24 protein-coding genes are annotated in these 26,373 nt (G+C 41.6%); 11 read left to right on the forward strand and 13 right to left on the reverse strand.

All coding sequences use genetic code 11. The annotated features are described in order from the left end of the window. Positions 1-23: 23 nt before the first annotated feature. From H6G77_RS02305 to H6G77_RS02325, 5 genes are all read right to left on the reverse strand, one after another. Positions 24-3,551, reverse strand: coding sequence for an AAA-like domain-containing protein (locus tag H6G77_RS02305; RefSeq protein ID WP_190870714.1), 3,528 nt, complete (start codon positions 3,549-3,551; stop codon positions 24-26). Positions 3,552-4,334: 783 nt separating this feature from the next. Continuing rightward, entirely contained in the window at positions 4,335-4,763 is a 429-nt protein-coding gene (locus H6G77_RS02310; RefSeq protein ID WP_190588093.1) for a hypothetical protein, read from the reverse strand. 650 nt (positions 4,764-5,413) lie between these two features. Further along, positions 5,414-5,683 (reverse strand): YciI family protein, encoded by a 270-nt coding sequence (locus tag H6G77_RS02315; protein ID WP_190588094.1) that lies wholly within the window; start codon positions 5,681-5,683, stop codon positions 5,414-5,416. 478 nt (positions 5,684-6,161) lie between these two features. Beyond that, positions 6,162-8,597, reverse strand: coding sequence for a phenylalanine--tRNA ligase subunit beta (gene pheT, locus H6G77_RS02320; protein WP_190870715.1), 2,436 nt, complete (start codon positions 8,595-8,597; stop codon positions 6,162-6,164). Between the two features lie 142 nt (positions 8,598-8,739). Beyond that, positions 8,740-8,931: a hypothetical protein gene (locus H6G77_RS02325; RefSeq protein WP_190870716.1), complete on the reverse strand. Its 192-nt coding sequence runs from the start codon at positions 8,929-8,931 to the stop codon at positions 8,740-8,742. 70 nt (positions 8,932-9,001) lie between these two features. Between H6G77_RS02325 and H6G77_RS02330 the strand changes: the two genes are divergently transcribed. From H6G77_RS02330 to H6G77_RS02340, 3 genes are all read left to right on the forward strand, one after another. After that, positions 9,002-9,445, forward strand: coding sequence for a hypothetical protein (locus H6G77_RS02330; RefSeq protein WP_242048161.1), 444 nt, complete (start codon positions 9,002-9,004; stop codon positions 9,443-9,445). 204 nt (positions 9,446-9,649) lie between these two features. Beyond that, on the forward strand, positions 9,650-11,653 hold the full coding sequence (fusA, locus tag H6G77_RS02335) for an elongation factor G (RefSeq protein ID WP_190870717.1): 2,004 nt from the start codon (positions 9,650-9,652) through the stop codon (positions 11,651-11,653). Between the two features lie 473 nt (positions 11,654-12,126). Beyond that, complete coding sequence (locus H6G77_RS02340) at positions 12,127-13,023, forward strand: bile acid:sodium symporter family protein (protein WP_190668562.1); 897 nt, start codon at positions 12,127-12,129, stop codon at positions 13,021-13,023. An 85-nt stretch (positions 13,024-13,108) separates the two neighbouring features. On the opposite strand, the gene H6G77_RS02345 is transcribed toward H6G77_RS02340, so the two are convergent. The 3 genes from H6G77_RS02345 to H6G77_RS02355 are packed head-to-tail and all read right to left on the reverse strand — an operon-like array spanning position 13,109 to position 14,558. Then, on the reverse strand, positions 13,109-13,339 hold the full coding sequence (locus tag H6G77_RS02345) for a hypothetical protein (protein WP_190588099.1): 231 nt from the start codon (positions 13,337-13,339) through the stop codon (positions 13,109-13,111). Further along, positions 13,340-14,071, reverse strand: coding sequence for a biotin/lipoate A/B protein ligase family protein (locus tag H6G77_RS02350; RefSeq protein WP_190870718.1), 732 nt, complete (start codon positions 14,069-14,071; stop codon positions 13,340-13,342). It lies immediately after the preceding gene. Between the two features lie 10 nt (positions 14,072-14,081). After that, entirely contained in the window at positions 14,082-14,558 is a 477-nt protein-coding gene (locus H6G77_RS02355) for a YbjN domain-containing protein (protein ID WP_190870719.1), read from the reverse strand. Positions 14,559-14,917: 359 nt separating this feature from the next. On the opposite strand from H6G77_RS02355, the gene H6G77_RS02360 reads away from it, so the two are divergent. Continuing rightward, complete coding sequence (locus H6G77_RS02360) at positions 14,918-15,970, forward strand: aromatic ring-hydroxylating dioxygenase subunit alpha (RefSeq protein ID WP_190870720.1); 1,053 nt, start codon at positions 14,918-14,920, stop codon at positions 15,968-15,970. 164 nt (positions 15,971-16,134) lie between these two features. Here the strand turns inward: H6G77_RS02360 and H6G77_RS02365 are convergent, their stop codons facing one another. After that, positions 16,135-16,737, reverse strand: a complete 603-nt coding sequence (locus H6G77_RS02365; protein ID WP_190870721.1) for a hypothetical protein — start codon at positions 16,735-16,737, stop codon at positions 16,135-16,137. Positions 16,738-16,857: 120 nt separating this feature from the next. Between H6G77_RS02365 and H6G77_RS02370 the strand changes: the two genes are divergently transcribed. From H6G77_RS02370 to H6G77_RS02380, 3 genes are all read left to right on the forward strand, one after another. Then, the gene (locus tag H6G77_RS02370) at positions 16,858-17,172 is read left to right on the forward strand and encodes a hypothetical protein (RefSeq protein WP_190588104.1); all 315 of its coding nucleotides are present in this window, start codon (positions 16,858-16,860) and stop codon (positions 17,170-17,172) included. Beyond that, the gene (locus H6G77_RS02375) at positions 17,162-17,530 is read left to right on the forward strand and encodes a pentapeptide repeat-containing protein (protein WP_062294133.1); all 369 of its coding nucleotides are present in this window, start codon (positions 17,162-17,164) and stop codon (positions 17,528-17,530) included. Before H6G77_RS02370 ends, H6G77_RS02375 begins: the two co-directional genes overlap by 11 nt. Positions 17,531-17,726: 196 nt before the next feature. After that, complete coding sequence (locus H6G77_RS02380; protein ID WP_190588105.1) at positions 17,727-18,203, forward strand: GNAT family N-acetyltransferase; 477 nt, start codon at positions 17,727-17,729, stop codon at positions 18,201-18,203. 86 nt (positions 18,204-18,289) lie between these two features. Here the strand turns inward: H6G77_RS02380 and H6G77_RS02385 are convergent, their stop codons facing one another. Both H6G77_RS02385 and H6G77_RS02390 read right to left on the reverse strand, forming a co-directional pair. Beyond that, positions 18,290-19,105, reverse strand: a complete 816-nt coding sequence (locus H6G77_RS02385; protein ID WP_190870722.1) for a DUF1838 domain-containing protein — start codon at positions 19,103-19,105, stop codon at positions 18,290-18,292. Positions 19,106-19,266: 161 nt separating this feature from the next. Beyond that, positions 19,267-20,115: a GGDEF domain-containing protein gene (locus H6G77_RS02390; RefSeq protein ID WP_242048164.1), complete on the reverse strand. Its 849-nt coding sequence runs from the start codon at positions 20,113-20,115 to the stop codon at positions 19,267-19,269. A 561-nt stretch (positions 20,116-20,676) separates the two neighbouring features. Here H6G77_RS02390 and H6G77_RS02395 point away from each other — a divergent pair. Beyond that, positions 20,677-21,000: a hypothetical protein gene (locus tag H6G77_RS02395; protein ID WP_062294129.1), complete on the forward strand. Its 324-nt coding sequence runs from the start codon at positions 20,677-20,679 to the stop codon at positions 20,998-21,000. Between the two features lie 211 nt (positions 21,001-21,211). Here the strand turns inward: H6G77_RS02395 and H6G77_RS02400 are convergent, their stop codons facing one another. Then, positions 21,212-22,030 carry a D-alanyl-D-alanine carboxypeptidase family protein gene (locus H6G77_RS02400; protein ID WP_190870723.1) on the reverse strand — a complete coding sequence of 273 codons (819 nt, stop codon included), beginning with the start codon at positions 22,028-22,030 and terminating at the stop codon, positions 21,212-21,214. Between the two features lie 100 nt (positions 22,031-22,130). Here H6G77_RS02400 and H6G77_RS02405 point away from each other — a divergent pair, with 100 nt between their 5' ends. Next, entirely contained in the window at positions 22,131-23,048 is a 918-nt protein-coding gene (locus tag H6G77_RS02405; RefSeq protein ID WP_190870724.1) for an AEC family transporter, read from the forward strand. A gap of 60 nt (positions 23,049-23,108) precedes the next feature. Here the strand turns inward: H6G77_RS02405 and H6G77_RS02410 are convergent, their stop codons facing one another. Beyond that, the gene (locus tag H6G77_RS02410; RefSeq protein WP_190588110.1) at positions 23,109-23,627 is read right to left on the reverse strand and encodes a phosphoribosyltransferase; all 519 of its coding nucleotides are present in this window, start codon (positions 23,625-23,627) and stop codon (positions 23,109-23,111) included. Positions 23,628-23,697: 70 nt separating this feature from the next. Here H6G77_RS02410 and H6G77_RS02415 point away from each other — a divergent pair, with 70 nt between their 5' ends. Further along, complete coding sequence (locus H6G77_RS02415; protein WP_190870725.1) at positions 23,698-25,134, forward strand: MFS transporter; 1,437 nt, start codon at positions 23,698-23,700, stop codon at positions 25,132-25,134. A 152-nt stretch (positions 25,135-25,286) separates the two neighbouring features. After that, entirely contained in the window at positions 25,287-26,054 is a 768-nt protein-coding gene (locus H6G77_RS02420; RefSeq protein ID WP_190588112.1) for a class II glutamine amidotransferase, read from the forward strand. Positions 26,055-26,373: the final 319 nt, after the last annotated feature.

A 26,373-nucleotide genomic window follows, 5' to 3' on the forward strand; every position in this document is an offset into this window, starting at 1 on the left:
GACAGGTTACAGATTCCAACTCCCTAACTTTGACACAAAGAGCGATCGCTCGATTCTAATTTTGTGTTAGTTTGCAAATAATCCTGCACCAGCGAGCAACCATAACTCAGGGCATTTAATTGGAGAATGCGCGGTAAATCCCATAAAATCAGGGTATTATCATCACCACCAGAAGCTAAAAAACTGCCATCGCGGCTGATGGCGATTTTGCGAATACCTGCGGTATGTCCTCTCAAAGTTGTGATTTCTGTACCATCCAATTGCCAAAGTTTAATTGTGGCATCAATACTCCCCGACGCTAAAATTTTGCTATCGGGAGTAAAGGCAACTCCCCAAATTGCTGCTGTGTGACCTGTGAATGTTTGCAGTAACTTACCGTCAATTGTCCACAATTTCACAGTATTATCACCACTACCAGTTGCCACCATTTTACCGTCGGGACTAAAAGCAGCGTGCCAAACTGAGGCTGTATGTCCGACTAAGGTTGTGAGTAATTTGCCATCTAATGTCCATAATTTAGCAGTACCATCACCACTAACAGACACCACCATTTTACCGTCGGGACTAAAGGCGACTTGCCAAACTTCTGCTTGATGTCCTTTGAGAATCTGCGGTTGAGGCTGATTACGCTGCCATATTTGGGCTATTTTATCAACATTCGACATAGCGATCGCTTGACCGTCGGGACTCAACATAGCTGATAAAAGTTTACCGAGAGGGTCTTGATAAGTGGCAATTAACTTGCCGTCTTGTTGTTGGAGTTTGATTTTATCGTTATAGGTACGCAGAGCTATTAACTTACCATCACGACTAAAGGAAATATCAAAAATTGCCCCTCTAGACTCGGTAAAAGTTTGCAGCAATTTACCTTGGCGACTCCACAGTTTAGCGGTGTTTTCGTGACCAGTCGTCCCAATGAGGGTACTATCTGAAGTGATATTTAATGACCAAATTCCCGATTTATGGGCAATAACTGACTTTTGAAAAGGGTTTTCACTCTGCCAAAGTCTGACAACATTTTCTGCACCCGCCGAAGCAATAAAACTACCATCAGGACTAAAACTTACTCCCCAAACAGAAGCGATGTGACCTTTAAGGGTACGGAGTTCTGTACCATCAATACTCCAAAGTTTCATTGTTTTGTCGAGACTAGCAGAAGCAATAGTCTGGCCATCAGGACTAAATGCTACTCCCCAAACACCTGCACTATGACCTTGCAGAGTTTTATCTAAGCGATAGGTATGATCTTCAGAGTTGCGTCGCCACAGTTTGACTGTTTTATCTTCACTAGCAGAAGCAATCATTTGACTGTCAGGACTGAAAGCTACAGCAATTACCCAAGTACTATGACCTTTGAGAGTTTGCAGCAGTTTGGCGTTTTGCCAGTCTGCACCTTCTCGTTTCCAAATTTTGACGATCCCATCTATGCTGCTGGCTGCTACAAGTTGACCATCGGGACTAAAGGCGACTCCCCAAAACCCGACTCGTTCACCAGAAAAAGTTTTGAGTAAGGTACCATCTCGCTTCCAGAGTTTCATGGTTCTGTCAAAACTAGCAGAAGCAATAATCTGACCATCGGGACTAAAGGCGACTCCCCAAATGGAAGCATTATGACCTTTGAGTGTTTTTAATAAAATGCCTGCTGTTGTCCACAGTTTGACAGTACCATCTTCACTCGCCGAGGCCAGTATCTGACCATCAGGACTAAATTTGACGCATCTCACTGTGGCTGTGTGTCCTGTGAGGGTGGCGACTGCTTGACCATCACGCCGCCAAAGTTTAACGGTTTTATCGACGCTGGCTGAGGCGATGAAAGAACTATTAGGACTGACATCGACGGCTAAAACTGCTGCTGTATGACCCCAAAAACGATTGTATTCATCCGCACCATACACCGCTTGTTCTAATACAGCGTCAACTTGTTGCCCAATGTTGGGGTTGTTGGAACTGAGTTTACCTAATTTTTGTTTGGCTTTGATGGCTGCTATCAGTGCATCCAAGCGGCGATTTGAGGCAAACATTCCCTCGGAAGCCGAGATTAAAGCTTGCAGTTCGCTATTTTTGGCTTGCATTTCACTTTGTTTAGCCTGACGGTACAAAATAAAAGTGCCTATACCCAAGCTAGTAGAGACAAATAAACCAATACAGACTGCAATTAGTAAGTATCTCTGTAATAAAGCTGTTTTCTTTTCCTGCACCAACCTTGCTTCTATTTCCTTCACCCGTGCCGCTTCTAAGGCGGTTTGTACCTCACGCCGTTCACATTCTTGACTGGCTACAAAAAATTGATAGTCCAAATCGCTCAAACTTTTGCCTTGCGCCCAATTTTGAGCGTCTTTGAGTGCTTGTCCCCGCAATAACCGCGACTCATCTTGATAACCCGATAGCACCCAAGCATTAAAAATTTGCGAGTAAGGCCGCAAATTATCTAACTGTCGCGTTACCCATTGCTGATTAAACACAGCGTGATAAATCGGGTTTTTAATTTTGAGATGGCCATCTTGTCGTTTGACTAAACCAGATAGTAATAATTCTGTTTGTTCGCGGCTATCATTCAACGCTACTGGAGAGTTAACTTGTTCTTCGGCTTGCAATACTTGTTGATAAAGACCTAACAACCGTGCCGCTTTTTGTTCATCAAACAACAGGCGATCGCGGATTGTGCGAAGATGTTCTGGTTCGTCTTTTGATTCCCAATGTTGAATAATCTGCTTTTGAACGAGTTGTTCTACCCAATACCCTTCTGTACCTTGAGGTAAGTCAATTTTGCCATTGGCAGTTTCCGAGGCAATTTGCACCACTAACTGACAGAGTTTTTGAGTTAAAAACGGTTGTCCACTCGTCCATTCCAGAATTTTTTGTAAAACCATTGACGGTTGACTAACTACACCTTCTAATCCTGGCAATAACGGTGTAGCTTCTTTGAAGGTAAAACCATCTAATTCAATGGCTTGCCCGATATTAAACGGTGTCCGGCGCTTATCGGTAATTAAGTCCGCCGGACTAGCCACCCCAAACAACGCAAAACCTAAACGTTGATATTTGCGATCGTGCGATCGTTGATTATAACAATGACGAATCCAAGCAAAAAAATCATTTACTGAAAAACTTAAACTTAATAAACTATCAATTTCATCAATAAAAATCAAAATCGATTGATTTTCTGTAGTAGATAGTAATACTTCCTCGATGAATTGATGCAGCTTTTTAACTGGTGAAAGACCACTTTGTGTTTCCCACCAAGTTTTAAAATTCAATCTATCTTGGTAATTTAAGTTATAAAAAAGACTTAGAACAATTCCTTTATACCATTGTGCTGCTGTTGTATCTTCACTGCCCAAGCGCGTTACATCCAAGTAAACACAACTGTAACCTTCTTGTGTAAGATGATAACTTGTACGATGTAATAAAGATGATTTTCCCATTTGGCGGGAATTTAACACATAACAGAAGTTACCAGCTTTTAAGCTGCTATAAAGCTGTTCATCTGCTTTCCGAATCACATAGCTTGGATCATCACTAGGGAGACTACCACCAACTTGGTATTTCATATTACAGCAAGCATCTTCACCCGAAGACCGAGATTGACTTTAATAATTAAATTAATATCTGTAATAATAATTCTTTGATTGAATATATATTACTATAATTTGGTATTTTTTTGTGCAGAATTGAGTTATATTTACAATTTTAATATTCTTTAATTCCCTTAACTGTCTTAAATGTCTTAACTGTCTAATATGCTTTTAATTGATGTTCTTAAATGTCTTAACTGTCCTGAAATACTGTTACTAAAAATAAACTCAAAGACAGGATATTTTTCCCAAATCAAATATTAATCATACATAACATACAGCACCGTTGAAGTAAGTGAGGTACACCATGAGTAATAAGTAGTGAGTAATGAGTAATGAGTAAGTGTAAAGGCGTAAAAAAAACTGAAGAGAATAGTAGGTTGGGTGTAGCGATAGCGTAACCCAACAAAGTATGCGTGAATGTTGGCTTCCGTTACTCCACCAGTCTAAGTTTTTGCCTTAACTGAACTGTATTGCCTCATAAACATCAAATTTGCTGTAATACGATTCAGTTAAGTATTTCTCTCCTCTCTTTGCGCTTTCTGTTTTTGGATTTGTTCGTTAATCAATAATATTCTCGCCCTGGGTAAACCATGTTGTCATATAACAAAAAATAGAAAGCACTGAAGCAATAAATTAGGGGTGCAGTTGTTAGCACCCCTAAAAATTAGCTATTTATTTTTGAGACTGTTTACATAGACATAATCCACAATGGATAATCCGTGTTGAACGATGGAATTACGAATTATCCATCATAAATTATCTTCTTCTGACCTTAGCAGGTCTGCGGTCTAGCAAATGCACAGCTGCACCAGCAGCTGCACCATTAAGACCATTTTTCAACGTATTTCGACAACCACCAGTAACGGCACCAGCTACTACACCAGCGCCTGCGCCTACACCAACATCTCGAACGATGTTACGTCCGTTAACTCTTCTGTCACTTCTGGTTCTCAGACCGTTGGCACCATTAACAGCTGCACCAGCCGCAGCACCTGTCAAGGCATTATTTAAGAAAGAACCACAACCTGTTAAAGCTCCGGTTACGGCACTTGCACCAGCACCAATTGCAGCGTTATTTAAGACTCTATCATCTGCACTAGCCGATTGAGTGGGAATTAAACTCACACTGGTTAAACTAACCGCCATCAAACTAGGTAAGAATGCACGTTTTAGGATGTTTTGCATGGGTAGTACCCTCTTAAAAAATCAAACGATTGGCGAACAACTAAATATTAAGTGCGATCGCTAACCCTTTTTATTCTAGACAACAGCCATATTATCTCTGTTCAAGACATTATTGATAATCACATACACACAAATATCATGACATCTACTAAAAGTTAGGAATTGCAACTTTCAAATCAGGCAGCCAAATAGTGTCATGCAGGCGCGATTTTGGTTTACACAGTTCGGTTTTCACAACTGTTTTACTTGGGGAAAAATCGGTTGTCTGGCGGTAGTGGACAATAAATAAACTGCCACATTGACAGCAAGAAATAAATATGTATGGCAAATTTTCTGACTAAATTTCCGGGATTTCTAATTAAAAAATATCCCATGATTTAGGGACAAGGGAGACAAGGTGGACAAGGGAGTTAGGAGTCTTGTTGAGTAAACAAATTGGACAAACATCTAGGACTCATATTTGATTTGGAAAAAAGTTAGTGGACTGACACAGCTAAATTTGGGCAATAACCAAAATTCTATCCGCGTCCATCTGCGTTTATCTGCGGTTAATTTTATCCAAACTCTGTTGCATTATCTTAGCCGTGTCATTCCGCTACTCTCTTTTTCCTGTTCCCTTGAATAGTTCAATTTATTTGTCAACGACCTAGTTATATAGCTTGAATCCATTCTGTGATAGAGTATTCCGTCCAAATACCGTTTTGCCAATAAGGGTCATTTTCAATTAATTGGCGGACAGTGGCTTCGTCTTCAGCTTCATAAATGCCAAAAACCTTGGTGATATCTTTGGTGGGGCCGATGGTAATTAACACACCAGATTCTTTTTGCTTGGCTAAACCATCTAAATGTGCTTGACGGTAAGGAGCGCGTTTTTCTAAAACGTCGTCGCAGTAAGTTCCCCAGAGTACATATTTGGGCATAGTTAATCAATTAAAAATCCAAATTTCACAATGAATATTAAGCTAAAACGGGTCAAAATTACAGGACTTACGCACAAAGATTATCTGTAGAGATTGGGTGAAAGGGTGAAAGGGTTTGGGGTGTAATGATTTTGAATCAGTACACCCTTATACCCCTGAACCCTCGCCAAAACCCAAATACTTGTCAAGGTTGTCATTGGTCATTGGTCATTTGTATTGATAAAGGACGAATGACCTAAATGAGTGATGAGTCAATTTATGACTATTGGTGTCAACTTAAGCTAGAAAGCTTAATGCTTGGCTTCGTCACCCGCCTCGAACTCAAGTTCAAGGCTAATAGCTCAAGTCTACTCAAGTAGACTACAAAATTTTGGGTATATTTTAGTCATCTTTAGATGACTTTTGCTATGAGCAAGGAACTAAAGTTCCTTGCGGGATATGAATTCTGTCGTTTACTTGACTCATCACTACTAAATTATTAGCTTCTGAGGTTAACGCCGAATTTTTCTACCAAGGCTTCCCGAACTTTGTTGTGTACAGGTTCGACTTCGGCATCGGTGAGGGTACGATCGCTTGCCCGATATACTAGACGAAACGCTAAACTGCGTTGTCCTTGGGGGACGTTTTCGCCACGATATTCATCGAAGATTTCCACAGATTCCAGTAAACCTTTACCAGCTTTGTTAATCGCTTTTTCCAGTTCTCCTACGGAAATTTTCACTGGGGCGAAAAAGGCGATGTCGCGATCGCTGGCTGGGTATGTAGAATAAGACTTGAATGTGGGAATCAAAATCTCATCTTGATCTAAGGCATCCAACAGCACATCTAAATCTAACTGAAATAGATATACAGAATCGGGTAAATCTTTTTCTCGCCGCAGTTGGGGATGCAGTTGACCAAATACACCCAGGCGGTTTCCACCTATCCACAAAGAAGCGGTGCGTCCGGGATGTAAACGCTCATCACGACAATCTGGTTGATATTCTACTTGGATACCCAATTGTTGAAAGACGCTTTCGAGAATGCCTTTGGCTTCAAACCAAGTTATTGGCTGTTCGCGTCCACCTTTTGACCATTTGCCGAGGCTGCTGTCTCCTCCTAAGATACCAGCGATCGCATCAGCTTCGTGCAGACCGTCTTCTTCTTGTTGGAAAATTCGCCCAATTTCAAAACCGTTGAGAGAACCGTTACCTTGTTCTAAATTGTATTGAAAAGCATCAATCAATCCAGCCATTAAATCAGTACGTAACGCCGAATATTCGGTAAACAAGGGGTTACTTAAAACTATCTGGCGGTCTTCCCCTGGTTTAACCAAGGAATACTGCACTAATTCCGTCAACCCTTCCGCCCGTAAAGTCGCCCGCAATTTCCGCAACAACTCCTGGTCTATGGGTAAATAGCCAGCTTGGGCTTTTTCCGGCAAGGTGTCGCAGAAATTATCATAGCCGTAGAGCCGAGCAATTTCTTCAATTAAATCAATTTCCCGTTCTAAGTCACGGTAACGATAAGGTGGAACCGCCACATTCCAACTACGTTCATCTGTTGGTGTCAGCTGACATCCCAGGGCGGTTAAAATCCTGACAACATCGCTTGCTTGTAATTCCCCTGTGTCTTCGCCTAAATCAGTAGGCCCTAGTATTTCATTCACTCTATCTAAACGCAGAGAAATCGAACGACTCCAGGTCGCAGGGTCGGGACGAGTATCAACAACTTCTTGATGTACAATGACACCGCCAGCCAATTCACTAATTAAAGCTAAAGCACGACGACAAGCAACTTCCAATTCTGCCCGGTTTACGCCCCGTTCGTATCTCCCAGATGCTTCACTGCGTAACCCCACCCCACGAGAGGAACGGCGAATAGCTACGGAATCAAACAAAGCTGCTTCTAAAACTAAATTTTGCGAACCTTCATCAACTTCCGTTTCTTCTCCACCCATCACCCCCGCTAAAGCCACAGGTTTATCGTTAGCGGTGATTAACAAATTTTGGGTGGCGAGGTTGCGAGTTTGCCCATCCAAGGTTTTCAGCGATTCTCCTTGATTGGCAAAACGTACACCAATAGTTAAATTGCCATTACCAGCAACAGCTTGTAAACGGTCTTGGTCAAAGGCGTGGAGTGGTTGTCCCCATTCCAACAATACATAGTTAGTAATATCAACGACATTACTAATGGGACGCACACCCGCAGCCCGCAAGCGTTGTTGCAACCAGTCCGGTGACGGGGCAATTTTTACTTGTTCAATGACTGTACCCATGTAAGCTGGGCAAGCTTGGGTATCAGCAATTTTTAAACCTAACTTACCTGGATTTTGAGTGATTTTGACTTCCCCAGGTTCAGGAATACTCAGTTTACCACCAGTTAAAGCAGCAACTTCTCGCGCTATGCCTACCATACTTAAAGCATCAGCACGGTTAGCAGTAGCAGTCACATCTAGAATCACATCATCTAAACCCAGCAACGGCCGGACATCACTACCCACCGAGAGATTTTCCCCAGTGAAAATGTGAATCCCATCAACATCACTCGGCAAACCCAGTTCTTTTAAAGAACAAATCATGCCATGAGATGGAACACCACGCAGTTTTGCAGGCTTAATTTTTAAATCGATGTTTGGTAAATAAGTGCCAACAGTGGCGACTGGGACATAAATATCAGCCCGGACATTGGCTGCACCGCAAACAATATTTAAAGTTTCAGCCGCACCCACATCTACTTGACAAACACTTAATTTATCAGCGTTGGGGTGGGGTTGACGTTCCAGCACTTTCCCCAAAACCACACCATCTGCCCAAGTGCGGCGGTCTTCAATATCTTCTACCTCAAACCCAGCCATTGTCAGGGTATGAGCTAATTCTTCTGGGCTTAATTTAATTTCTACTAGTTCCCGCAGCCAGTTTAAAGAGATTCGCATAAATGACGTAAAATCAACAATTTCAGCCTATTTTTACTTAAAAATGCTCACCTAATGCTCAAAAGCATAAGTTTCGGTGTTTGAGCGCATACTTTGAGCATTACTTTAAACTCAGTGGAGATGCTCGATTAATGCTCATTCTTCATTCTAATTGTTTCTGTTTATCTAATTTTTCCTGGATTGCGTCTCTGCAAAATTGTGCGGGGTCGTCTTGTGCCTTCACCGCTTCCTTCATCAACTCAGTACATCTAAAACTAATAGATGTGGTCATCGGTTCCTCACCCTTGGGTTGTATTGGTTCTAAATTTTCGGGAGTACCTTTAGGGTTGGGCATTGTTGAGAAGTGTAAAAAACGATTGAATTGTTTGTACACAGATAATTAGACTATTTAAATCAGTGGTTACATGAGCCTGAGAAACTTGTTAACCACTGATACCACTCGTAAAAATGGCAATATCTATTTTATGTTGTTTACTCGCACAGAATTAGAAGTTCTCACAGTTCAGCAACTCAAAACTTTATGCTGGCGATATGGTCTCAGACCTCTAGCCAGTGGAGCATACAAAGACAATTACATTAGTGCTTTAATGGCATTTCCGTTATTAGCGATACAACAAATGGACGATAGCGAAGGCTTAAAGCTACCTACATTTGAAATGTTGCAACATCTCGGCACTATCCTAGACCAAATGGGACAACCCTCAGACCACCAAGCCGCACTCATTAAGGCTTCGCTGGAGGGTAAGTATATGAATCCTCCGCAAAGGTGGTATCAGGAAAAGTTACTCAATCGATATCATGCAAAACACAACATTGAGCAAGCAATTACCCTACTAAGCATTCAGTAGCGATAATTCAAATCTTTTACACCAGAGTACTCTGATTGCTCAGATCCCCGACTTCTTTCAGAAGTCGGGGATCTCGTATCCCGCACAAAAGAATATCAATTTCTGTATCGTGGGGCTTGTCACTGTAGTATATTACAATTATAATACAAAATATAATACCACTCTCATAGTGACTATTTGTCGCTTGCACAAAAAGGAAATGTTATGATTCCCCGAACACGCGTCCGCAATATTGGTATCTCTGCTCACATCGACTCTGGTAAAACTACTCTGTCAGAGCGAATTCTCTTCTATACGGGCAGAATCCATGCTATTGAGGAGGTGAAGGGAGGCGGCAAGGGTGCAACAATGGATTTTATGCCGGAGGAAAAGCTGCATGGAATTACCATTACCTCCGCGGCCACAACTTGTCAGTGGCGTGATACCCAAATTAATTTAATTGATACTCCAGGGCATGTGGATTTCACGATTGAAGTAGAGCGTGCCTTGCGGGTGCTGGATGGGGCGGTGATGGTGTTGTGTGCCGTGGCGGGTGTGCAGTCCCAGTCCATCACAGTGGATCGGCAGATGAAACGCTACCGTGTGCCGCGTCTAGCATTCATTAATAAAATGGATCGAATGGGTGCAGATCCGTTTCGTGTAGTCCAGGCTATCCGCGATCGCTTGCAATTAAATGCGGTGTTGCTGCAATATCCCATCGGTAGCGAAGATAACTTCCAAGGTGTGATTGACCTAGTGTCGATGCAAGCACATTACTTTGAAGGCGAAAACGGCGAACATTGGGTCAAACAAGCAATTCCTGAAAGTCTTGTAGCAGCAGCACAACAGGCGCGGGAAAAATTGCTAGATAGCTTGTCCTTGTTCTCAGAAGAAATGACTGAGATGCTATTGGCAGATCAAGAAATTCCCCAAGAACTGATTTGGCAAGTTATCCGCCAAGCAACCTTGAGGCTGGAATTCACACCTGTACTGCTGGGTTCTGCATTCAAAAACAAAGGCGTGCAGAATCTCTTAGATGCGATCGCCCTTTATTTACCATCTCCCATCGATAGGGAAGTAGTCAAAACCGCAGAATCAGTCAGTGTTTACCCTGAGCCTGATGCTGCTTTAGTGGCTTTGGCATTCAAACTCACTCTGGAATCTTTCGGTCAGCTAACCTACACCCGCATTTACTCCGGCACATTAAAACCGGGTGATCTTGTGTATAACTCCCGGACTGAAAAACGAGTGCAAATTGGTCGCTTGGTGCGAATGCACGCCAACAAGCGCGAAGAGTTGTCAGTGGCTGTGGCTGGAGATATTGTGGCTTTGTTGGGTGTTGATTGTGCTTCGGGCGATACATTATACACGGGAGACACACCAGTGTTTCTCGAAAGAATGTTTGTCCCGGAACCAGTGATTACACTGGCAGTTACACCGAAAAAACAAGAAGATAGCGATCGCCTAGCCAAAGCCCTCAACCGCTTTCAACGAGAAGACCCGACATTTCGGCTCAGTATCGACCCAGAATCAAAAGCAACATTGATTTCTGGTATGGGTGAACTGCATCTGGAAATTTACTTAGAACGGATTCAACGGGAATATAATGCTGAGGTTTATGTCGGTACTCCCGCAGTGGCGTATCGGGAAACCATTAGCCAAAAAACTCAATTTGATTACCGACTCAAGAAACAATCTGGTGGTACTGGTTTATACGCCCATGTAACTGGGTGGATTGAACCCAGCGATGAACCATTTGTATTTGAGAATCGGGTAGTTGGTGGAGCAATTCCCAAAGAATATATCCCAGCTTGTGAAAAAGGTTTCCGCGAGGCGATGACAACAGGAAAACTGTCAGGCTATCCGGTAACTGGGGTGAAAGTCGTGCTGGATGGAGGTTCCTATCATCCAGTTGACTCTTCGGAATTGGCGTTTCGCTCTGCTGCTCATCAAGCACTGGAAAATGCGATCGCCCAAGCTAAACCCTATATCCTCGAACCAATTATGCTCGTCGAAGTGGAAACACCAAACGAGTTCATAGGTAGAGTCCAGGGTGATATATCATCCCGTCGCGGCTTGCTGTTGAGTTCCGAGACAATGCAAGGATACTCTGTGATTCGCGCCGAAGTACCATTAGTGCAGATGTTTGGTTATTCTACAGACTTGCGATCGCTCACTGCCGGTATGGCAACTTTTTCAATGGAATTTGCCTGTTATCGCCAGTCTTAACCTGGATTTCTCTCTTGAGAGAAATCCAGGGGTGTGGGAGGTGTGGGAAGGGTGGGAGGATGGGGAAGAAATCTTTCCCCCCACACTCCCCTCTCTCCCCTCTCTCCCCACCCATACACGAGAAATTCAAGTTAAATCAACCATCTTGAATTAGCTATTTAGGGACACAAAATAATTGTGTCCCTTTTATTTTTGCGATCGGGTTTACTCGTCGCGTGATACCATTTCACGAAGAATCTGATACAGATGTAAACCCTAAAATTCTTGCTACATCTAAGTTTTTTAATTGCGAATTGTGAATTGGTATGAGTGGTATGAATACTCGCCCATACGCTTGTAAAGAAAGCAATACTGTTTGATAATGTTTCTACCTATACCAGCAGTTTAAGATGCAAATCGGCACAAAACAGCGAATAATCTTGTTTTACCGTTAAATTTCTCACTGATAGAGTCGTTATTATAAATTATTCATTATGGAAGCAAGCTTTTTCACTACAGTTGCTCTACCTATAGCCTTAGCAATTATTATGCTGGGAATGGGTTTATCGCTCACACCCGCAGATTTTCAACGTGTCAAAAATTATCCCAAAGCCGTCACCATTGGCTTGATTAGTCAGTTAGTTCTTTTACCAATTATTGGTTTTGCTATTGCGAAATTAGTACCCATGCAGCCTACCATTGCTATGGGTTTAATCATAATTGCGCTTTGTCCAGGTGGGGTATCTTCCAACGTAATTACATTCCTGGCTAAAGGTGATGTTGCGCTGTCGGTGACTTTAACAGCTTTGAGTAGTTTGATTACCGTTTTGACAATTCCAGTATTAGCAAACCTCGCATATCAACACTTCATCGGACAAACTGCGGCGATCGCTCTACCTATTGGTGCAACAATAGTACAAATCTTTCTGATGACACTGCTGCCTATCGGTTTAGGAATGGGAGTGCGTCAGTTATTCCCAGAAGTTGCCCATCGTTTAGAAAAGGTGACTAGCCGTTTAGCCGTTGCCTTCCTGGCTATAATTATTCTCTTACTAATTGTTCGTGAGTGGAATCGTCTCCCTGGCTTTATTCTGCAAGTAGGAATTGCTGTGGTGCTGTTGAACAGTGTCTCAATGCTGGCGGGGTTTTATATTAGCAAACTATTTAACCTCAATCCGTCTCAGCAAATCTGCATCGCCATTGAGGTGGGGATTCAAAATGGTACACTAGCGATCGCCATTACCGCCGGAATACTCAACAATCCTGATATGGCAGTACCAGCAGCCGTTTACAGTTTATTTATGTATGTGACAGGGTTAATTGCGATTAACTACGGTAGAAAGTTAGCTGCAACTACTCCCATTCCCCAAACTCTAGAAAGTAAGGTTTAGCATAATTCAAGATACAGGCTTGACCGAGTAGCAATATGTTATTTTCATCTGACTATAGCGTTGCTTCATCTGCTCAAGTAAAAATTTATCTGCGTTTATCTGCGTCCATCCTCTTCAATCGGCGGTTAAATTTGGTTTTCTGCGCCAACTCCGTTTGAGTCAGATTATTTTTCACGCGCAGTTGTTTTAATTGTCTGCTCAAAGATAGCTTAATTTCAATGAAAGCTACTTCATCAGATGATAGTTCGAGAAAGTCGGCTGCATCGCCTATGCGCCAAGCTGCGGCTTCCAGTCGTTGACTTTTATTTATATCCATCTAAACTCCCCTTACCTCCGCGTTTAAAATCTCCTGTAACTCCCACTCTGATAACTGCTGCACTTCAATTTCCATATCAAAACAGTCTTGTGCAGCAGCAATCAAGGCCGTCATAATTTGTTCGAGGCTGTAAGGGAAATGAAGGTTATTGAATGACTCTGTACCAAATACTTGTGCAAACAGTTCCGCATCTGGTTGCAAGCGAATGGAACCATGTTGCAAAATTACGTTACCGCGTTTGAGTTGGGCGCTACCAATGAGTTTTGCGCCATTGGGTAAAATTAAATCTGCACCTGTCGCCGTCCCAAAGCAGTTGGGGTTATGGATGTAGCCGCGCCCAGCTGTACCGTAGCTTAATTCCACACCAAGCGATCGCCATCCTTGAATTAAAAATTCACAAATTTTTGTATATGCTTGTAAACGGTTTCCAGCTAAACCCGATGTAATGACAGCGTAGGTTAAATCGCTTTGGTGTAATACTGCTCTTCCACCAGTGGGACGGCGGACTAAATCTAGTTTTTTACCTTGCCAAGTTAAATTCTCCCATGCTTGGGGATATTGTCGTTGATGATAGCCGAGAGAAATAGCAGCTGGCGACCAAGTATAAAAGCGCAGAGTTGGAGGATGCTTTCTGAAATGGTGTTGTTCTAATAACCATTTATCGATCGCCATCTGTAATTTACCAGAGGCTTCTAAGAAAGGAATCAGTCGCCATACCTGCTTGTTAGACATGAATGATTACTTAAGCAAGACCAAACTCAGATTGTAAAGCTTCATCGTTGTTATCGGCGATCGTGGCAACAATCGTAATTAACCGTGAGACTTCCCCTGGAGACAACTCCGCTAGGGTGCGTGTTGAGATGACAACAACTTTATCATCAATGATGCCAAAACGCGCTTCAAAAGTACTAGAGCAATTCAACTCTAAAAGGTAACGCATTAATTTTGGTTCATCTTTGGCGGGTAACTTTAATACAACAGACCAAACCGTGAGGGTGTCTTCATCGCTTGTACCCGTGAGTTGTACAAACACTTCCACACTACCGTACTTAAACTTCCAGAGATATCCACCTTCTGGACTCTGGCTAACCATTGCGCTGTCATCTTGTTCTAGAGAGTCGATGACATTTTCAATAATTTCTAGATGGTCGAGGGTAGCTGTGTCTTGCATTAGTTCGTTAAGAAATTCTTCAGTTAGGTTTTCTTGAGAGATTGCCATAAGAATTTTTGGTTCAATATGTTTACTGGTGTAGGACTTACGCAGTGAGACGAAAAAACAAGGGTTTGGGAAGGGTGTAGGGGTATGGGGTGTATGTATCCAAAACCCTTACACCGTTCGGCTAATGCCCACGGCGAAGCCCCTAAACCCAATCTCCACAGACCATCTTTGTGCGTAAGTCTTGTGGTGTATCGCTAGAGAATTCAGAATGAAGGGAAAAGGGTTGAAAACCTCCACTTCGGTGAATTCTGCTGTAACTACACATACTTTATAGCTTGTCAGCAAAATTAGTTTTAGTTCCCTAAGTGATAATCTGGTCATCAGTGACTAGACTAACGCGGAAAAGGATAGGCTGAATTATGTCATCTCTCTCTCAAACTGTGCAAACTTCTGATGTGCGTCAATTGGGGATTAACCCTAACCATTGGTATGTAGTTGCACTGAGTACTGAGGTAACTAATAAACCTGTGGGAGTGATATTATGGCATCAAGCGATCGCACTTTACCGCGACAGTACAGGTAAAATCCACGCCTTAGAAGACCGTTGTCCCCATCGTCAAGTTAAACTCAGCCACGGACAAGCGATCGCTAATGAATTAGAATGCGCTTATCATGGTTGGCGGTTCAATTCATCGGGTGAATGTACAGCAGTTCCTTATTTAGCTGCAAATCAAAAATTACCAAACTGCCAAATTCGTCGTTACCCAGTCAAAGAACAAGATGGTTTTATTTGGCTATTTCCTGGTGATGCAGAATTAGCTGTTGAACCAATGGGTTTACCAGAATGGGAACATCTGAATTATATTGCTTCAGTTGCAGTCATTAACTGTCAAGCCCATTATTCTTATTTAATTGAAAACTTGATGGATATGTATCACGGACATTTACATCAAGATTTACAAGCTTGGGCGGCAGCATCTTTACAAAATATCGACGAAGATAATCACCGTGTAGATGCTCATTATACTGCCCAAAGTTATTATAAAATCGATAAAATTTGGTCAATTTCTCAATTATTTTTTCCCGCATTACGAAAGCTCCATCCAGAGCCGTTGGATGTGAGTTATATCTATCCCCATTGGCAATCTAAATTAGGCAAAGATTTTAAAATTTATTGTTTATTGTGTCCTGTAAGTGAAACTCAAACTAAAGCTTATTTAATTCATTTCACCTCACTCAATGCCTTTTGGCGATTACATAAATTACCTGTCTGGTTTCGCCGATTTATTAAAGATAGTTTATTTAATGCCGCTACAAAACTACTTGAAGGTTTAGTAGTGAAAGATGTAGAAATGATTGAGGAAGAACAACAGGCATATTTACAAAATCCGCAACGGCGCAATTTTGAGTTAAATCGAGCTTTAGTTAGTGTGCAGAAATTGATGCGGAGTCAAGTTGAAAGATTAGGCTGAGATATCAGCAAATTATCTACAGCAATCCTATCTGAGTTGTGAAAACATATTATTTTAAACGAACCGCAAAGGGCGCATAGACGCGATAGCGGCTTCCCGAAGGGTAGGACACAAAGAAAGAGAAGGAGAAAAAGAAGGAGAATTTCACAAATGATTTAGGATTACTATAGTTGTAATTGACATTGTTTAAAAATATAGTTGACAGTGGCAAATAAATTGTCTAATTCATAAATAGTGAAGGGGGTAATATTTCTAGTGAAATTTTGTGCTTCTAGTTTACCAAATTGCCAAACTGCACCATTAGAAACAATCCCATAGATAACTAAAGACAATTCTTGATTGAGTCTTTGAGCCGCAATCATTTCAGCTAAACATTGCGCCCAACCTGCTTCAAAATTATCTTGTTTCGCTTCTACTAAAATAAAGTATGGTTTATCAAAAACTATTTTCCCTAAAGGCGAACGTTTAGCCAAAATATATTCAGGAAAACCTGATAATTGCTCATCATAGCTTAGTGATTGATGACTCCATAAAGTAAACTTACTATTATACTGCTTCCAAACTTCTTTCAAAACTGGATAAATTAAGTTCTCACAAATAGCAAACTCAGAATTATCCACGACACCTTCGCGCATAACAATTGCTAAATCTTCTCGGAAATATTGAGGAATATTAAACTCTGTAGTTAGAACAAAATTAGCTTCTGTGTAGATAATCTGAAATGTTTTGAGAACTTCGCTAATAGATTTATAACTACTAAAGGCCATACTCACCTCCTGAAGAATTGCTTTACCTTAGCTGTATTTTCCAGTTTGCAACAATAATTGTAATGAAGGGCGATCGCCAAGTATCTTAGAAATAGGTTTGATAGTTGTGGAGTGGCGATCGTGAATACTCAGGAATTCCTGCGATTGATCGATAAACAGGTCTCATGTCCGCAAACCCTACCAAAAGCACTACAAGCTCTGTGGTATGACAAAAAAGGCGATTGGAACCAAGCTCATGAAATAGTCCAAAATGCCCATGATGTTGATAGTGCTTGGGTTCATGCTTACTTACATCGTCAAGAAGGCGATTTGCATAATGCGCGTTATTGGTATCATCGCAGCAGTCAGCCAGAGTTTGTGGGCGAGCTAAACCAGGAATGGGAACAAATTACGTCTCTATTACTGAAAAAGGTCAACACTACTCATGGATGCTGAACAACTCAAGCGCAGTTACGATGCAGGGGAAAGATATTTTCCGGCTGCAAATTTAAGCCGAGCCAGGTTAATTTCCGCTTACTTACCAGGAATTAATTTGTGGGGAGCAGACTTGAGCCAAGCGAACCTAGCCAAAGCTAAACTCTGGGGAGCAGACTTGAGTCAAGCTAATTTAGCTCAGGCGAATTTGACGAGAGCTAATTTATGCGGTGTCAAATTAAAAGAAGCAAATCTCCGGGGTGCGAAACTCAACTTTACTAAGCTGTATGGTGCAGATTTAAGTGGTGCTTATTATGATGACAGCACCCGCTTTTCTAGAGGATTTGACCCTGTAAAGAACAATATGCGGAAGTTTTAAGTTTCGGTGAGGTTGAGATTATAGCGGTTCTCAGTTCAATGAGGTACACCTCAACTCCACCCGCAAGCAGGGAGGAGAGCGTTTGCGTAAGAAAATGCGGGGTGGATTCTGACTGTATTACAAGCAAGTGAAAACCGCTATAGTAAGCAGTACAGACACGCATAAATCTGACGAACAAACAGCACTGGAGTTCCCTATGATTCGACCGAGTACGCCCGATGATTCAGAGGCATTAATCGCGATCGCTGTAGCAGCAGAGCTATTCCCCGCGAGCGAAACCGAAGAACTGAGCAAAGTGCTGGCGAGTTACTTCAGTGGTAACATCGGCGAGGGTCATGTGTGGCTCACCGATGAGGAGAATGGGAAAGCGTGCGGGGTCGCCTACTACGCACCTGCCCCGTTTACAGATGGGACATGGGACTTGTTAATGATCGTTGTGCATCCCAACTATCAGAGGCAAGGGCGAGGAGAAGCGTTAGTAAAGTATGTGGAAAATGCCTTACGGGCGAGTGGTCAGAGAATTTTGTTGGTCGAGACTTCGGGGCTGCCCAGCTATGAACGAGCGCGGGCTTTCTACAAAAAATGCGGTTTCGAGGAGGAGGCACGTATTCGGGACTTCTACAAGGCAGGGGAAGATAAGGTGGTGTTCCGCAAGGCTTTGAATGCAGAATAGACCACATAAGCGTTTTCTGATGACAAAGCCCTGGATGGAGAAGCTTGAAGAAGAATTTAACTATTCACCAACTTATCAACACCACATTACAATTCCTCAGCAGCTGGTAGGGGAAAGATTTCACCAGCTAAGTAAGCATCAAAATTCTTCTGGAAGTATAGCCAAGAAGTCATATCTTCCCCCTCGGAGAATGCTTTGGGAGCTTGTTTATATAAGGGAACGCGGTGATTAATTTCATCTTGCAGTAGTTGGGGTAATTCTGCTAAACCACCAACTTTAGAGCCAAAAGCACTATAGATGAGATTACCAGCGCGATCGCCCATTTTCATCCACGGTAGCCATTGCCCAATCCTATCCCAACTCAGCTTTAGTTGAGAAACAGAATTGAGTTCTGAATTGAATAAATCTGCGGTTGGAACAGATAATTTAAATAATTCTGCGGCTTGATAAGTTTCATAAGGACTATATTCGGCAAATTTTGGATCTTCTGCCAAAGGATTTGGATAAGTTGGAAAAATATCAAAGACAAAAGTTGTCGTGTCTCCCTCGACTTGGGCTGGAAATTTACCTTTAAAATGTCCCTGCACAGGATTATTCGCAACGTGTAACACAGGCACAGTTTCACCAGTCCAAGGATTTTCCCATTTGGGCAAAATCTCTTCTGTTTCTGGGTTTAAGTAATAAGTGAGTTCACGAGAAGTAAAATCCCAACTATCTTCTCCTGTGGAAATACATCTACTAACACTCACACCCAAGATTTTAAATAAGAGTTTTCTTTTCTCTCCAGGAATAAAACTATAAATCTTGCCTTGCCAAACTAAAAATGTCGATTCATTGGCATCGAGGGAAGAGCGAGTTTTGACCCATTGTTGTGCATCAAACTCTTTCACTGCTGTGACCATTTTGCGTCTCCTAATTTAACAGAATAAACAAAGGGTAGTCTTAAACAAGGCAAAAATGAAAAGTGCTGAGTTGAAAGTGCTGAGTGCTGAGTTAAAAGACCGCCCGCACTCCCCTACTTCGCCTCACACTCTTTTTCTGACTCCTGAATTCTTCTTTCAGTTTATTCATCTACTAAATCATTTGCTAATTCGTGGTGTAGCAAGTTTTTACCCCTTTTTTTAGCACCGTACATTAAATTATCGGCTCTTTCGAGAATTTCTGTGACTGAAGCTGGCGGTTTAATAAAGGTAATTGCGCCAATACTCAAGGTGACAGGCCAATTTTCTGCCTGCATGATAGATGATAAGGTTCTGTGTAATCTCTGTAATACTACTGCGGATGCTTCATAACCAGTACGTGGTAATAAAATTGCAAATTCATCACCTCCAAGTCTGGCGATAACATCAATTTTACGTAGATTATTTCTCGCATTTTCCGCAACTAAACATAGCAGGCGATCGCCAACAGTATGCCCAAACTGGTCATTAACAAGTTTAAAGTTATCAACATCAAAATATGCAATAGTTATTGGTTCTTTATGTCTTAAAGATTTATGAACTTCAAAGTTTACTAATTCTAAAAAAAATGACCTGTTATGTAGCCCTGTTAAAGCATCAGTCCTCGCTAGTCTTTCTAAGTTTTTTAATGTGAGTTTTTGTTGTGACAAAAGATAGTTGGTAAATAAGAAAAATACTAAAACTACAACAGTATTCCAATAAGGTACTAAGGGATGTAAATAGTGAAAATTTGGTTTTTGATTGACTACTAAATTTGTAACTGCACTAATCAATGAAATTAATACGCCACTGCAATTATCAGCAAACCAAGTTGCAATGCCAATCGGAATTAAGTAAAAAATTGCTATTAATATTTCTGGTGGGATTTGGTAGTCTAACCAACCTATCAAGCTTGTGAGAAAAACACTGAGGGAGATTACGCACCATTTAGGTTGATTATCTAGGATTTTCATTAACTTCATGTTCTTTCGGCTTCACTGCAACATCTTTTGCAGTTCCTTATTAGTTATCAGCTTCACCTTATTGTTCACCCAATCACATATTTTAGGTTTTGTCAATGTTAATCAAATTTATTTTCTCAATAAAATAATCAATCCAAGCCGTAATTTGGGATTAAAGATGGGTCAAAAATCAATAATAAAGTTATTTGAGTTCATAAGACAAATTGAATACATAATTATAACTGGTTAAATTCTTATCTGTTATGGTCGTAGTCACATAGCTGAGAACAGTACTGATTGCTCAAGGCTTTGAAATTACGGAGTTTCTCCGCAGCATTCTGCCATCATATTAAATTGATAATTGCTGTACAAGACTGTTTTTTATGTCTCTATCATCATTATTTAAATTGATATTAATAGTTTTTACTAAAGTCTCTCTAATTAGAAAAACATCTTGATCGCTTGATAAATTTATCTGGATATTTGAGAATTCTTTTCGTTATTGTCCATTTCTCCGGATAAGTAAAAAAATACCTGAATAGTAATTCACATAATTTTTCTACACCACAACTTATGGAACTGCCTCAGCGCGTGTCAATTCGCTACAAAGACACTTCCTACAATATGAGTGAGATCCGCCTAAAAACAGTGCAACTAGCATTCAAAATTTGGGAAGAACAAAGCAAACCTCGCAAAACTGAGTTGTATGATTTTATCTTGACTTGTCTGAAACAATTTGACCGTCAAGACCGTTTTATTGTTTCATATCTATTCTTAGAGTTAACAGATATGATTCGTAATTCTTCCTTAGAAAGAACGATGAGAGAGGTGTTAATTAAAACGGCTTTTCGGGAGTTTGCTTGTGCGTTGACAGATTTTGAAAATGCGGAGAAATAGGATTATGGCAAAGTGCTGAGTGCTGAGTACTGAGTAGAAACTCAGGAACATCAGGGATTTCAGCTATAAATATAGTCCTAATCTATACTTTGATTGCTATCAATCATAGGAATTTACAAGTCAAGAGTCAGAATTTAATTTTATCTTGTCAATTAGTGGAGTAAAAATACCGCCACTAATCGATTCTGAATTCTGACTTCTGAATTCTTATTCAAGGTGATGTTTTAGCGGGTTTTAAATTTCTGGCTTTATAGAAGGTTTCTAGACTTTGGCGATCGCCAACGAAACGCCAATGCCAAGGTTCATAACTCACACCTTGCACATTATCTTGAGGAAAAGACAACTCAAAACCAAAGCGGGCGGCGTTTGCTTGTAGCCAGCTAAAAGCTTTGGTTTGATCAAAGTTAGCCTGAAGATTCGTAGCGGGTGCGGCTCCGTCTCCGATATCTACCGCATAACCTGTGTGATGCTCACTATGGCCTGGCGGCGCACTGAGGGCGGCTCTTTGGGCCGGGGTTTGATTGCGTTGCGCCCCGACTTCAAAAAATAATTGCTCTTGTTCTTTCACAGAGCGAAAGCCAGAAATTGGCACTAAAATTACCCCAGCACTCCGGGCGGCTTGAGTCATGGCGCGAAACTTTTCGGCGGCGGCTGTTCGCATTCTGATGCGGCGATCGCTTGTAATCGCTGCTAACTCTGATTCTGGTGCTTCTGGGTAAGCTAAATGTCCCAACACCGCATTATTATCTTGGGGATTTGCTGAGTTAGTCGCGCCGGGAGTGGTGACAGTCGAGGAATCTGCTGGTGAAGATGAAGAATCGGTGATTTTTTTCGGTGTAGTGAGAGAAAAGAAAAAACCACTAACTACAGCCAGCAAGATAAATCCTGCGACTCCCCCAATAATCAGAACTAAAGGTTGTAAGGGTGTTTTGGACGAGACATCAGGAGTATCGCGTAAAGCTACTGGAATGTCATCACCAGAATCACCGGACGAATTTGGGGCTTTTCCAGAAAACCCAGCTTTATTCAAGGGTTAACTCCTGCTTTTGTTCAAAATTCATAACAGACTGTAGACTGGACAGAGATTAGCATATTCGGTACATATTACATCTGTCTTTGTTAGGGAAATTTTGGCAAACCTCCTAGAACTATACGTCAAACTGGCAGGCTTAATTTTAATCGGATTTTTTCTGGGACGGAAACTGCCTGCCGCAGTTCCACAGCGTTTGGGTCAGTTCCTTTTTTGGGTGGGAGTACCTGTCAGTATTGTGGCTTTTTTACGCCAAGCTGACCTGTCGGCACAGATTTGGATTGCACCTGCGATCGCTCATTTAGCGATTTTATTAGGTGCATTTTTGGCTTGGTTAACAATCAAAGGACAAGCTTATCTGACAAACACAACTTTTCAGCACCCAACTCAGGGAAGTTTTCTCTTGGCGGCAATGGTCGGCAATACAGGTTATATCGGCTTTCCTGTGACTTTAGCAATGGTCGGGCAAGATTATTTTGCTTGGGCTTTATTCTACGATTTATTGGGGTCACTGTTTGGTGCTTATGGTTTGGGTGTCGCTCTCGCATCTCGTTATGGCGATGGTGGCACAAACTATTGGCAAATGACTCAAGCCATATTAATTAACCCAGCCTTGTGGAGTTTTGGTTTGGGTTTATGGTTTCGCCAAATTAGTATTTCTCCGACGGCAGAATTTTATCTCGAAAAATTGGGTTGGATTGCTGTCGCTTTATCTTTAGTATTAATTGGAATGCGCCTTTCGCTGCTGACTTCTTGGCAAAATTTCCCCCAAGCCGCCATCAGTTTGGCAATCAAAATGCTTTTAGTTCCCCTGCTGCTTGGCAGTACTTTATCTTTATTTGGCGTGACTGGTTCCGCCGCCAAGGTCATTGTTTTACAAATGGCAATGCCGCCAGCATTTGCGACAATGGTGCTGGCTGAAACTTTCAATCTTGACCGTAACCTCGCCGTGACTTCCTTAGCCTTGGGAGTCTTGCTGTTGTTGGTGACTTTGCCTGTGTGGCTGTGGCTATTCTAAATTTTAGATTTTAGATTTTGGATTTTGGATTGGTAAATTCAGTTGTAGGGCAATAATTTGTCAGCATAATTGACTTAGCTTTGCTGCCAAATCTGCGGGGCTGGTATGTTCGTAATGTTCAAAGGGTTGGTGAATCCAAGGATTGTCCGGTAAGTAATCGACGTAATAATCAGGTTTAATCACTGAACAGGCTTTATACCAAACGACGGCGCTGCGAATTTCCGCAATTGAGGAATCGACATTTTCCCGTAACCAAGGAATTGTCTGTTGAAGAGTAATTCCAGAGTCTACCAAGTCGTCAATTAACAGGATATGGGAACCTAACTTTTCCGTGGTCATGGTCAAATGATGGGAAACAGTGAGATTACCTCGCACTTGTTTGCCGGGGCCGCTATAAGATGATGTCGCTAAAATGGCCAATGGCTTTTGATAAATCCGAGAAATAATATCTCCAACTCGCAGTCCGCCTCTGGCTAGGCAAACAATTTGGTTGAATTCCCAACCAGATTGATATACCTGAACCGCCAGTTGTTCAATTTTGTAGTGATATTCTGACCAAGAAACGTAAAGGTCTGGCATAAAAAAGTAATTTTGAGGTAATACTGATAGCGATCGCAAACTTTTTATTTTAATCCGAGCCTCAGATATTATGAACGATTCTGACCAAAATCCGGCTTTGAGTCCAAAACTGGATTTTAAAACCAAATTAGCTTATGGTGCAGGTGATTTAGGCCCAGCAATTACCGCTAATATTTCCATATTCTTCTTGTTAGTCTTCTTTACCAATGTCGCTGGGATTCCCGCCGGGTTGGCTGGGAGTGTATTGTTGATTGGCAAAATCTGGGACGCTGTTAATGATCCGTTTGTCGGATTATTAACAGATAAAACCAAATCTCGGCGATGGGGTCGTCGGCTACCTTGGATGTTATATGGTGCGGTTCCTTTTGGGATTTTCTTTTTCTTGCAGTGGATTGTACCGCAATTTAGTAGCGATCGCAGTACAAATATTGGGGTTTTGTTTTGGTATTACGTCGTAATTGGGTTGATATCGCAGGTATTTTACACCGTTGTGAATTTGCCTTACACGGCGATGACTCCTGAACTTACCCAAGATTATGATGAACGCACCAGTCTGAACAGTTTTCGCTTTACTTTTTCGATTGGTGGCAGTATTTTATCGTTGATTTTAGCGCAAATAGTATTTTCGCAAATTCCTGACCGTCAACAACAATATTTTGTCTTAGCAGCGATTTGTACTGTAATTTCTGTAGTTTCCCTATATTGGTGCATTTTTGGAGTCCGCGATCGCATTTTAGCATTTGAAGCCAAACGCATCCAACTAGAAGAACCGCCATCAATCCCATTTTTTGAACAGTTAAAAATTGTTTTTACCAATCGCCCGTTTTTATTTGTCATTGGCATATATCTATTTTCTTGGTTGGCTGTGCAAATTACAGCCAGCATCATTCCTTATTTTGTGATCAACTGTATGAAACTCAAAGAAGCAGATGTTCCGACAGTGATGATTGCTGTCCAAGGCACTGCTTTAGTTATGTTATTTGTGTGGAGTAATTTAAGTAAGAAAATTGGTAAAAAACTTGTTTATTTTCTCGGTATGAGTTTATGGATAATCGCCGCCGCCGGACTATTTTTTTTACAAGCTGACCAATTAGTTTTAATGTATATTATGGCTATGATGGCTGGCGTAGGTGTATCCACAGCGTATTTAGTTCCTTGGTCAATGATTCCCGATGTGATTGAATTAGATGAACTCCAAACCGGACAACGCCGCGAAGGTATCTTTTATGGTTTCATGGTTTTGTTACAGAAGTTTGGGTTAGCATTCGGATTATTTCTTGTCGGTAACGCCTTACAATCTGCTGGTTTTAAAGAAGCTGTAGCGGGACAAAGCACTTTACCAGTTCAACCAGAATCAGCACTCACCGCTATTCGCCTGGCTGTCGGCCCTATCCCCACTGTTTGTTTAATTTGTGGTTTAGTTTTGACATATTTTTACCCCATTACTAAGGAAATACACGCGGACATATTGTTAAAACTCCGAGAACGTCAGGCAAACAACTCATAAATAATTTTTGGCACTATTTGAACTGAAACTATCTACAAATATGTTTTTAATAGTATAGAACTACAAGATTCCCAACTTCTTCAAGAAGTCGGGAATCTGAAAGTCTGACAGTTTTCTCAAGTCAAACATCCTCAAACTCGTAGTTACTGATTATGTGCCAGCTGCTAGGGATGAATTGCAATGTACCCACAGATATTTGCTTTTCCTTTGAAGGTTTTTCCGCACGGGGAGGCAAAACAGATGATCATAGCGATGGCTGGGGTATTGCATTTTTTGAGGGAAAAGGCTGTCGCTTATTGTTAGATGACAAACCTTCGGTGACATCTCCCATAGCAGATTTAGTCAGACGCTATCCCATCCACTCTACTCATGTAATTGCCCATATCCGTAAAGCAACTCAGGGAGAAATCGCCTTAAGAAACTGTCATCCCTTCCAACGAGAACTGTGGGGAAGATATTGGGTATTTGCCCATAACGGCAATTTACCAGATTTCCATCCCCGGAATATGGGTTTTTACGAACCGGTGGGTGATACCGACAGTGAAAAAGCCTTCTGTATTATGTTAGAAACTCTCCGAGAAGCTTTTCCTGAAGGTAAGCCGCCTTTAGAAAAACTTAATGTTGTTCTACGTCAAATTACGGCGGAAATCGCCCAAGTCGGTGTTTTTAACTATTTGTTGTCGGATGGAGAACATTTTTTTGCCCACTGTTCGACAAAACTTTCCTACATCGTCCGTCAGGCCCCCTTCGCCGCCGCCCATTTGATTGATCAAGATATGACGGTGGATTTTCGGGAGTTGACTTCCCCACGCGATCGCGTCGCCGTTATCGCTACTACCCCCCTCACCGACAACGAAGTCTGGACAACCATCCAACCAGGCGAATTACTAGTCTTTCACGACGGTTTACCCCAAAAATAACCATATTCTTCTATGGGATTTTTATTTGATTTCTGAAAAAATCCAGTACAAATCAAACCTGACTACTATAACTTTTAAACTATTGTTTATAGGACTCATATTTGATTTATGAAAAAAATCAGTACACTCAGGTCAAGCTTCTTTCCTACTCCCTACTCCCCATTCCCTACTCTCTGCCTACACAACTAGATTCAGAAATCTATATGGTGAACTACCTACACTGACCTTGCGGAGAGCGTGTAGGCTTCCTGCCCAACAGAAAACGCAGTAGTGGATTTCTTTCGTCCTCCCTTACTTCGACTTACATCTGGGCGACAGG

Source organism: Aulosira sp. FACHB-615, from assembly GCF_014698045.1.
In the GTDB taxonomy this organism is placed as follows: domain Bacteria; phylum Cyanobacteriota; class Cyanobacteriia; order Cyanobacteriales; family Nostocaceae; genus Nostoc_B.

Bases quoted from the DNA above. Each gene is read 5' to 3' on its own strand.
- H6G77_RS02305 (WP_190870714.1), bottom strand. From the start codon at position 3,551: ATGAAATACCAAGTTGGTGGTAGTCTCCCTAGTGATGATCCAAGCTAT.
- H6G77_RS02310 (WP_190588093.1), bottom strand. From the start codon at position 4,763: ATGCAAAACATCCTAAAACGTGCATTCTTACCTAGTTTGATGGCGGTT.
- H6G77_RS02315 (WP_190588094.1), bottom strand. From the start codon at position 5,683: ATGCCCAAATATGTACTCTGGGGAACTTACTGCGACGACGTTTTAGAA.
- pheT (WP_190870715.1), bottom strand. From the start codon at position 8,597: ATGCGAATCTCTTTAAACTGGCTGCGGGAACTAGTAGAAATTAAATTA.
- H6G77_RS02325 (WP_190870716.1), bottom strand. From the start codon at position 8,931: ATGCCCAACCCTAAAGGTACTCCCGAAAATTTAGAACCAATACAACCC.
- H6G77_RS02330 (WP_242048161.1), top strand. From the start codon at position 9,002: ATGAGCCTGAGAAACTTGTTAACCACTGATACCACTCGTAAAAATGGC.
- fusA (WP_190870717.1), top strand. From the start codon at position 9,650: ATGATTCCCCGAACACGCGTCCGCAATATTGGTATCTCTGCTCACATC.
- H6G77_RS02340 (WP_190668562.1), top strand. From the start codon at position 12,127: ATGGAAGCAAGCTTTTTCACTACAGTTGCTCTACCTATAGCCTTAGCA.
- H6G77_RS02345 (WP_190588099.1), bottom strand. From the start codon at position 13,339: ATGGATATAAATAAAAGTCAACGACTGGAAGCCGCAGCTTGGCGCATA.
- H6G77_RS02350 (WP_190870718.1), bottom strand. From the start codon at position 14,071: ATGTCTAACAAGCAGGTATGGCGACTGATTCCTTTCTTAGAAGCCTCT.
- H6G77_RS02355 (WP_190870719.1), bottom strand. From the start codon at position 14,558: ATGGCAATCTCTCAAGAAAACCTAACTGAAGAATTTCTTAACGAACTA.
- H6G77_RS02360 (WP_190870720.1), top strand. From the start codon at position 14,918: ATGTCATCTCTCTCTCAAACTGTGCAAACTTCTGATGTGCGTCAATTG.
- H6G77_RS02365 (WP_190870721.1), bottom strand. From the start codon at position 16,737: ATGGCCTTTAGTAGTTATAAATCTATTAGCGAAGTTCTCAAAACATTT.
- H6G77_RS02375 (WP_062294133.1), top strand. From the start codon at position 17,162: ATGGATGCTGAACAACTCAAGCGCAGTTACGATGCAGGGGAAAGATAT.
- H6G77_RS02380 (WP_190588105.1), top strand. From the start codon at position 17,727: ATGATTCGACCGAGTACGCCCGATGATTCAGAGGCATTAATCGCGATC.
- H6G77_RS02385 (WP_190870722.1), bottom strand. From the start codon at position 19,105: ATGGTCACAGCAGTGAAAGAGTTTGATGCACAACAATGGGTCAAAACT.
- H6G77_RS02390 (WP_242048164.1), bottom strand. From the start codon at position 20,115: ATGAAAATCCTAGATAATCAACCTAAATGGTGCGTAATCTCCCTCAGT.
- H6G77_RS02395 (WP_062294129.1), top strand. From the start codon at position 20,677: ATGGAACTGCCTCAGCGCGTGTCAATTCGCTACAAAGACACTTCCTAC.
- H6G77_RS02410 (WP_190588110.1), bottom strand. From the start codon at position 23,627: ATGCCAGACCTTTACGTTTCTTGGTCAGAATATCACTACAAAATTGAA.
- H6G77_RS02415 (WP_190870725.1), top strand. From the start codon at position 23,698: ATGAACGATTCTGACCAAAATCCGGCTTTGAGTCCAAAACTGGATTTT.
- H6G77_RS02420 (WP_190588112.1), top strand. From the start codon at position 25,287: ATGTGCCAGCTGCTAGGGATGAATTGCAATGTACCCACAGATATTTGC.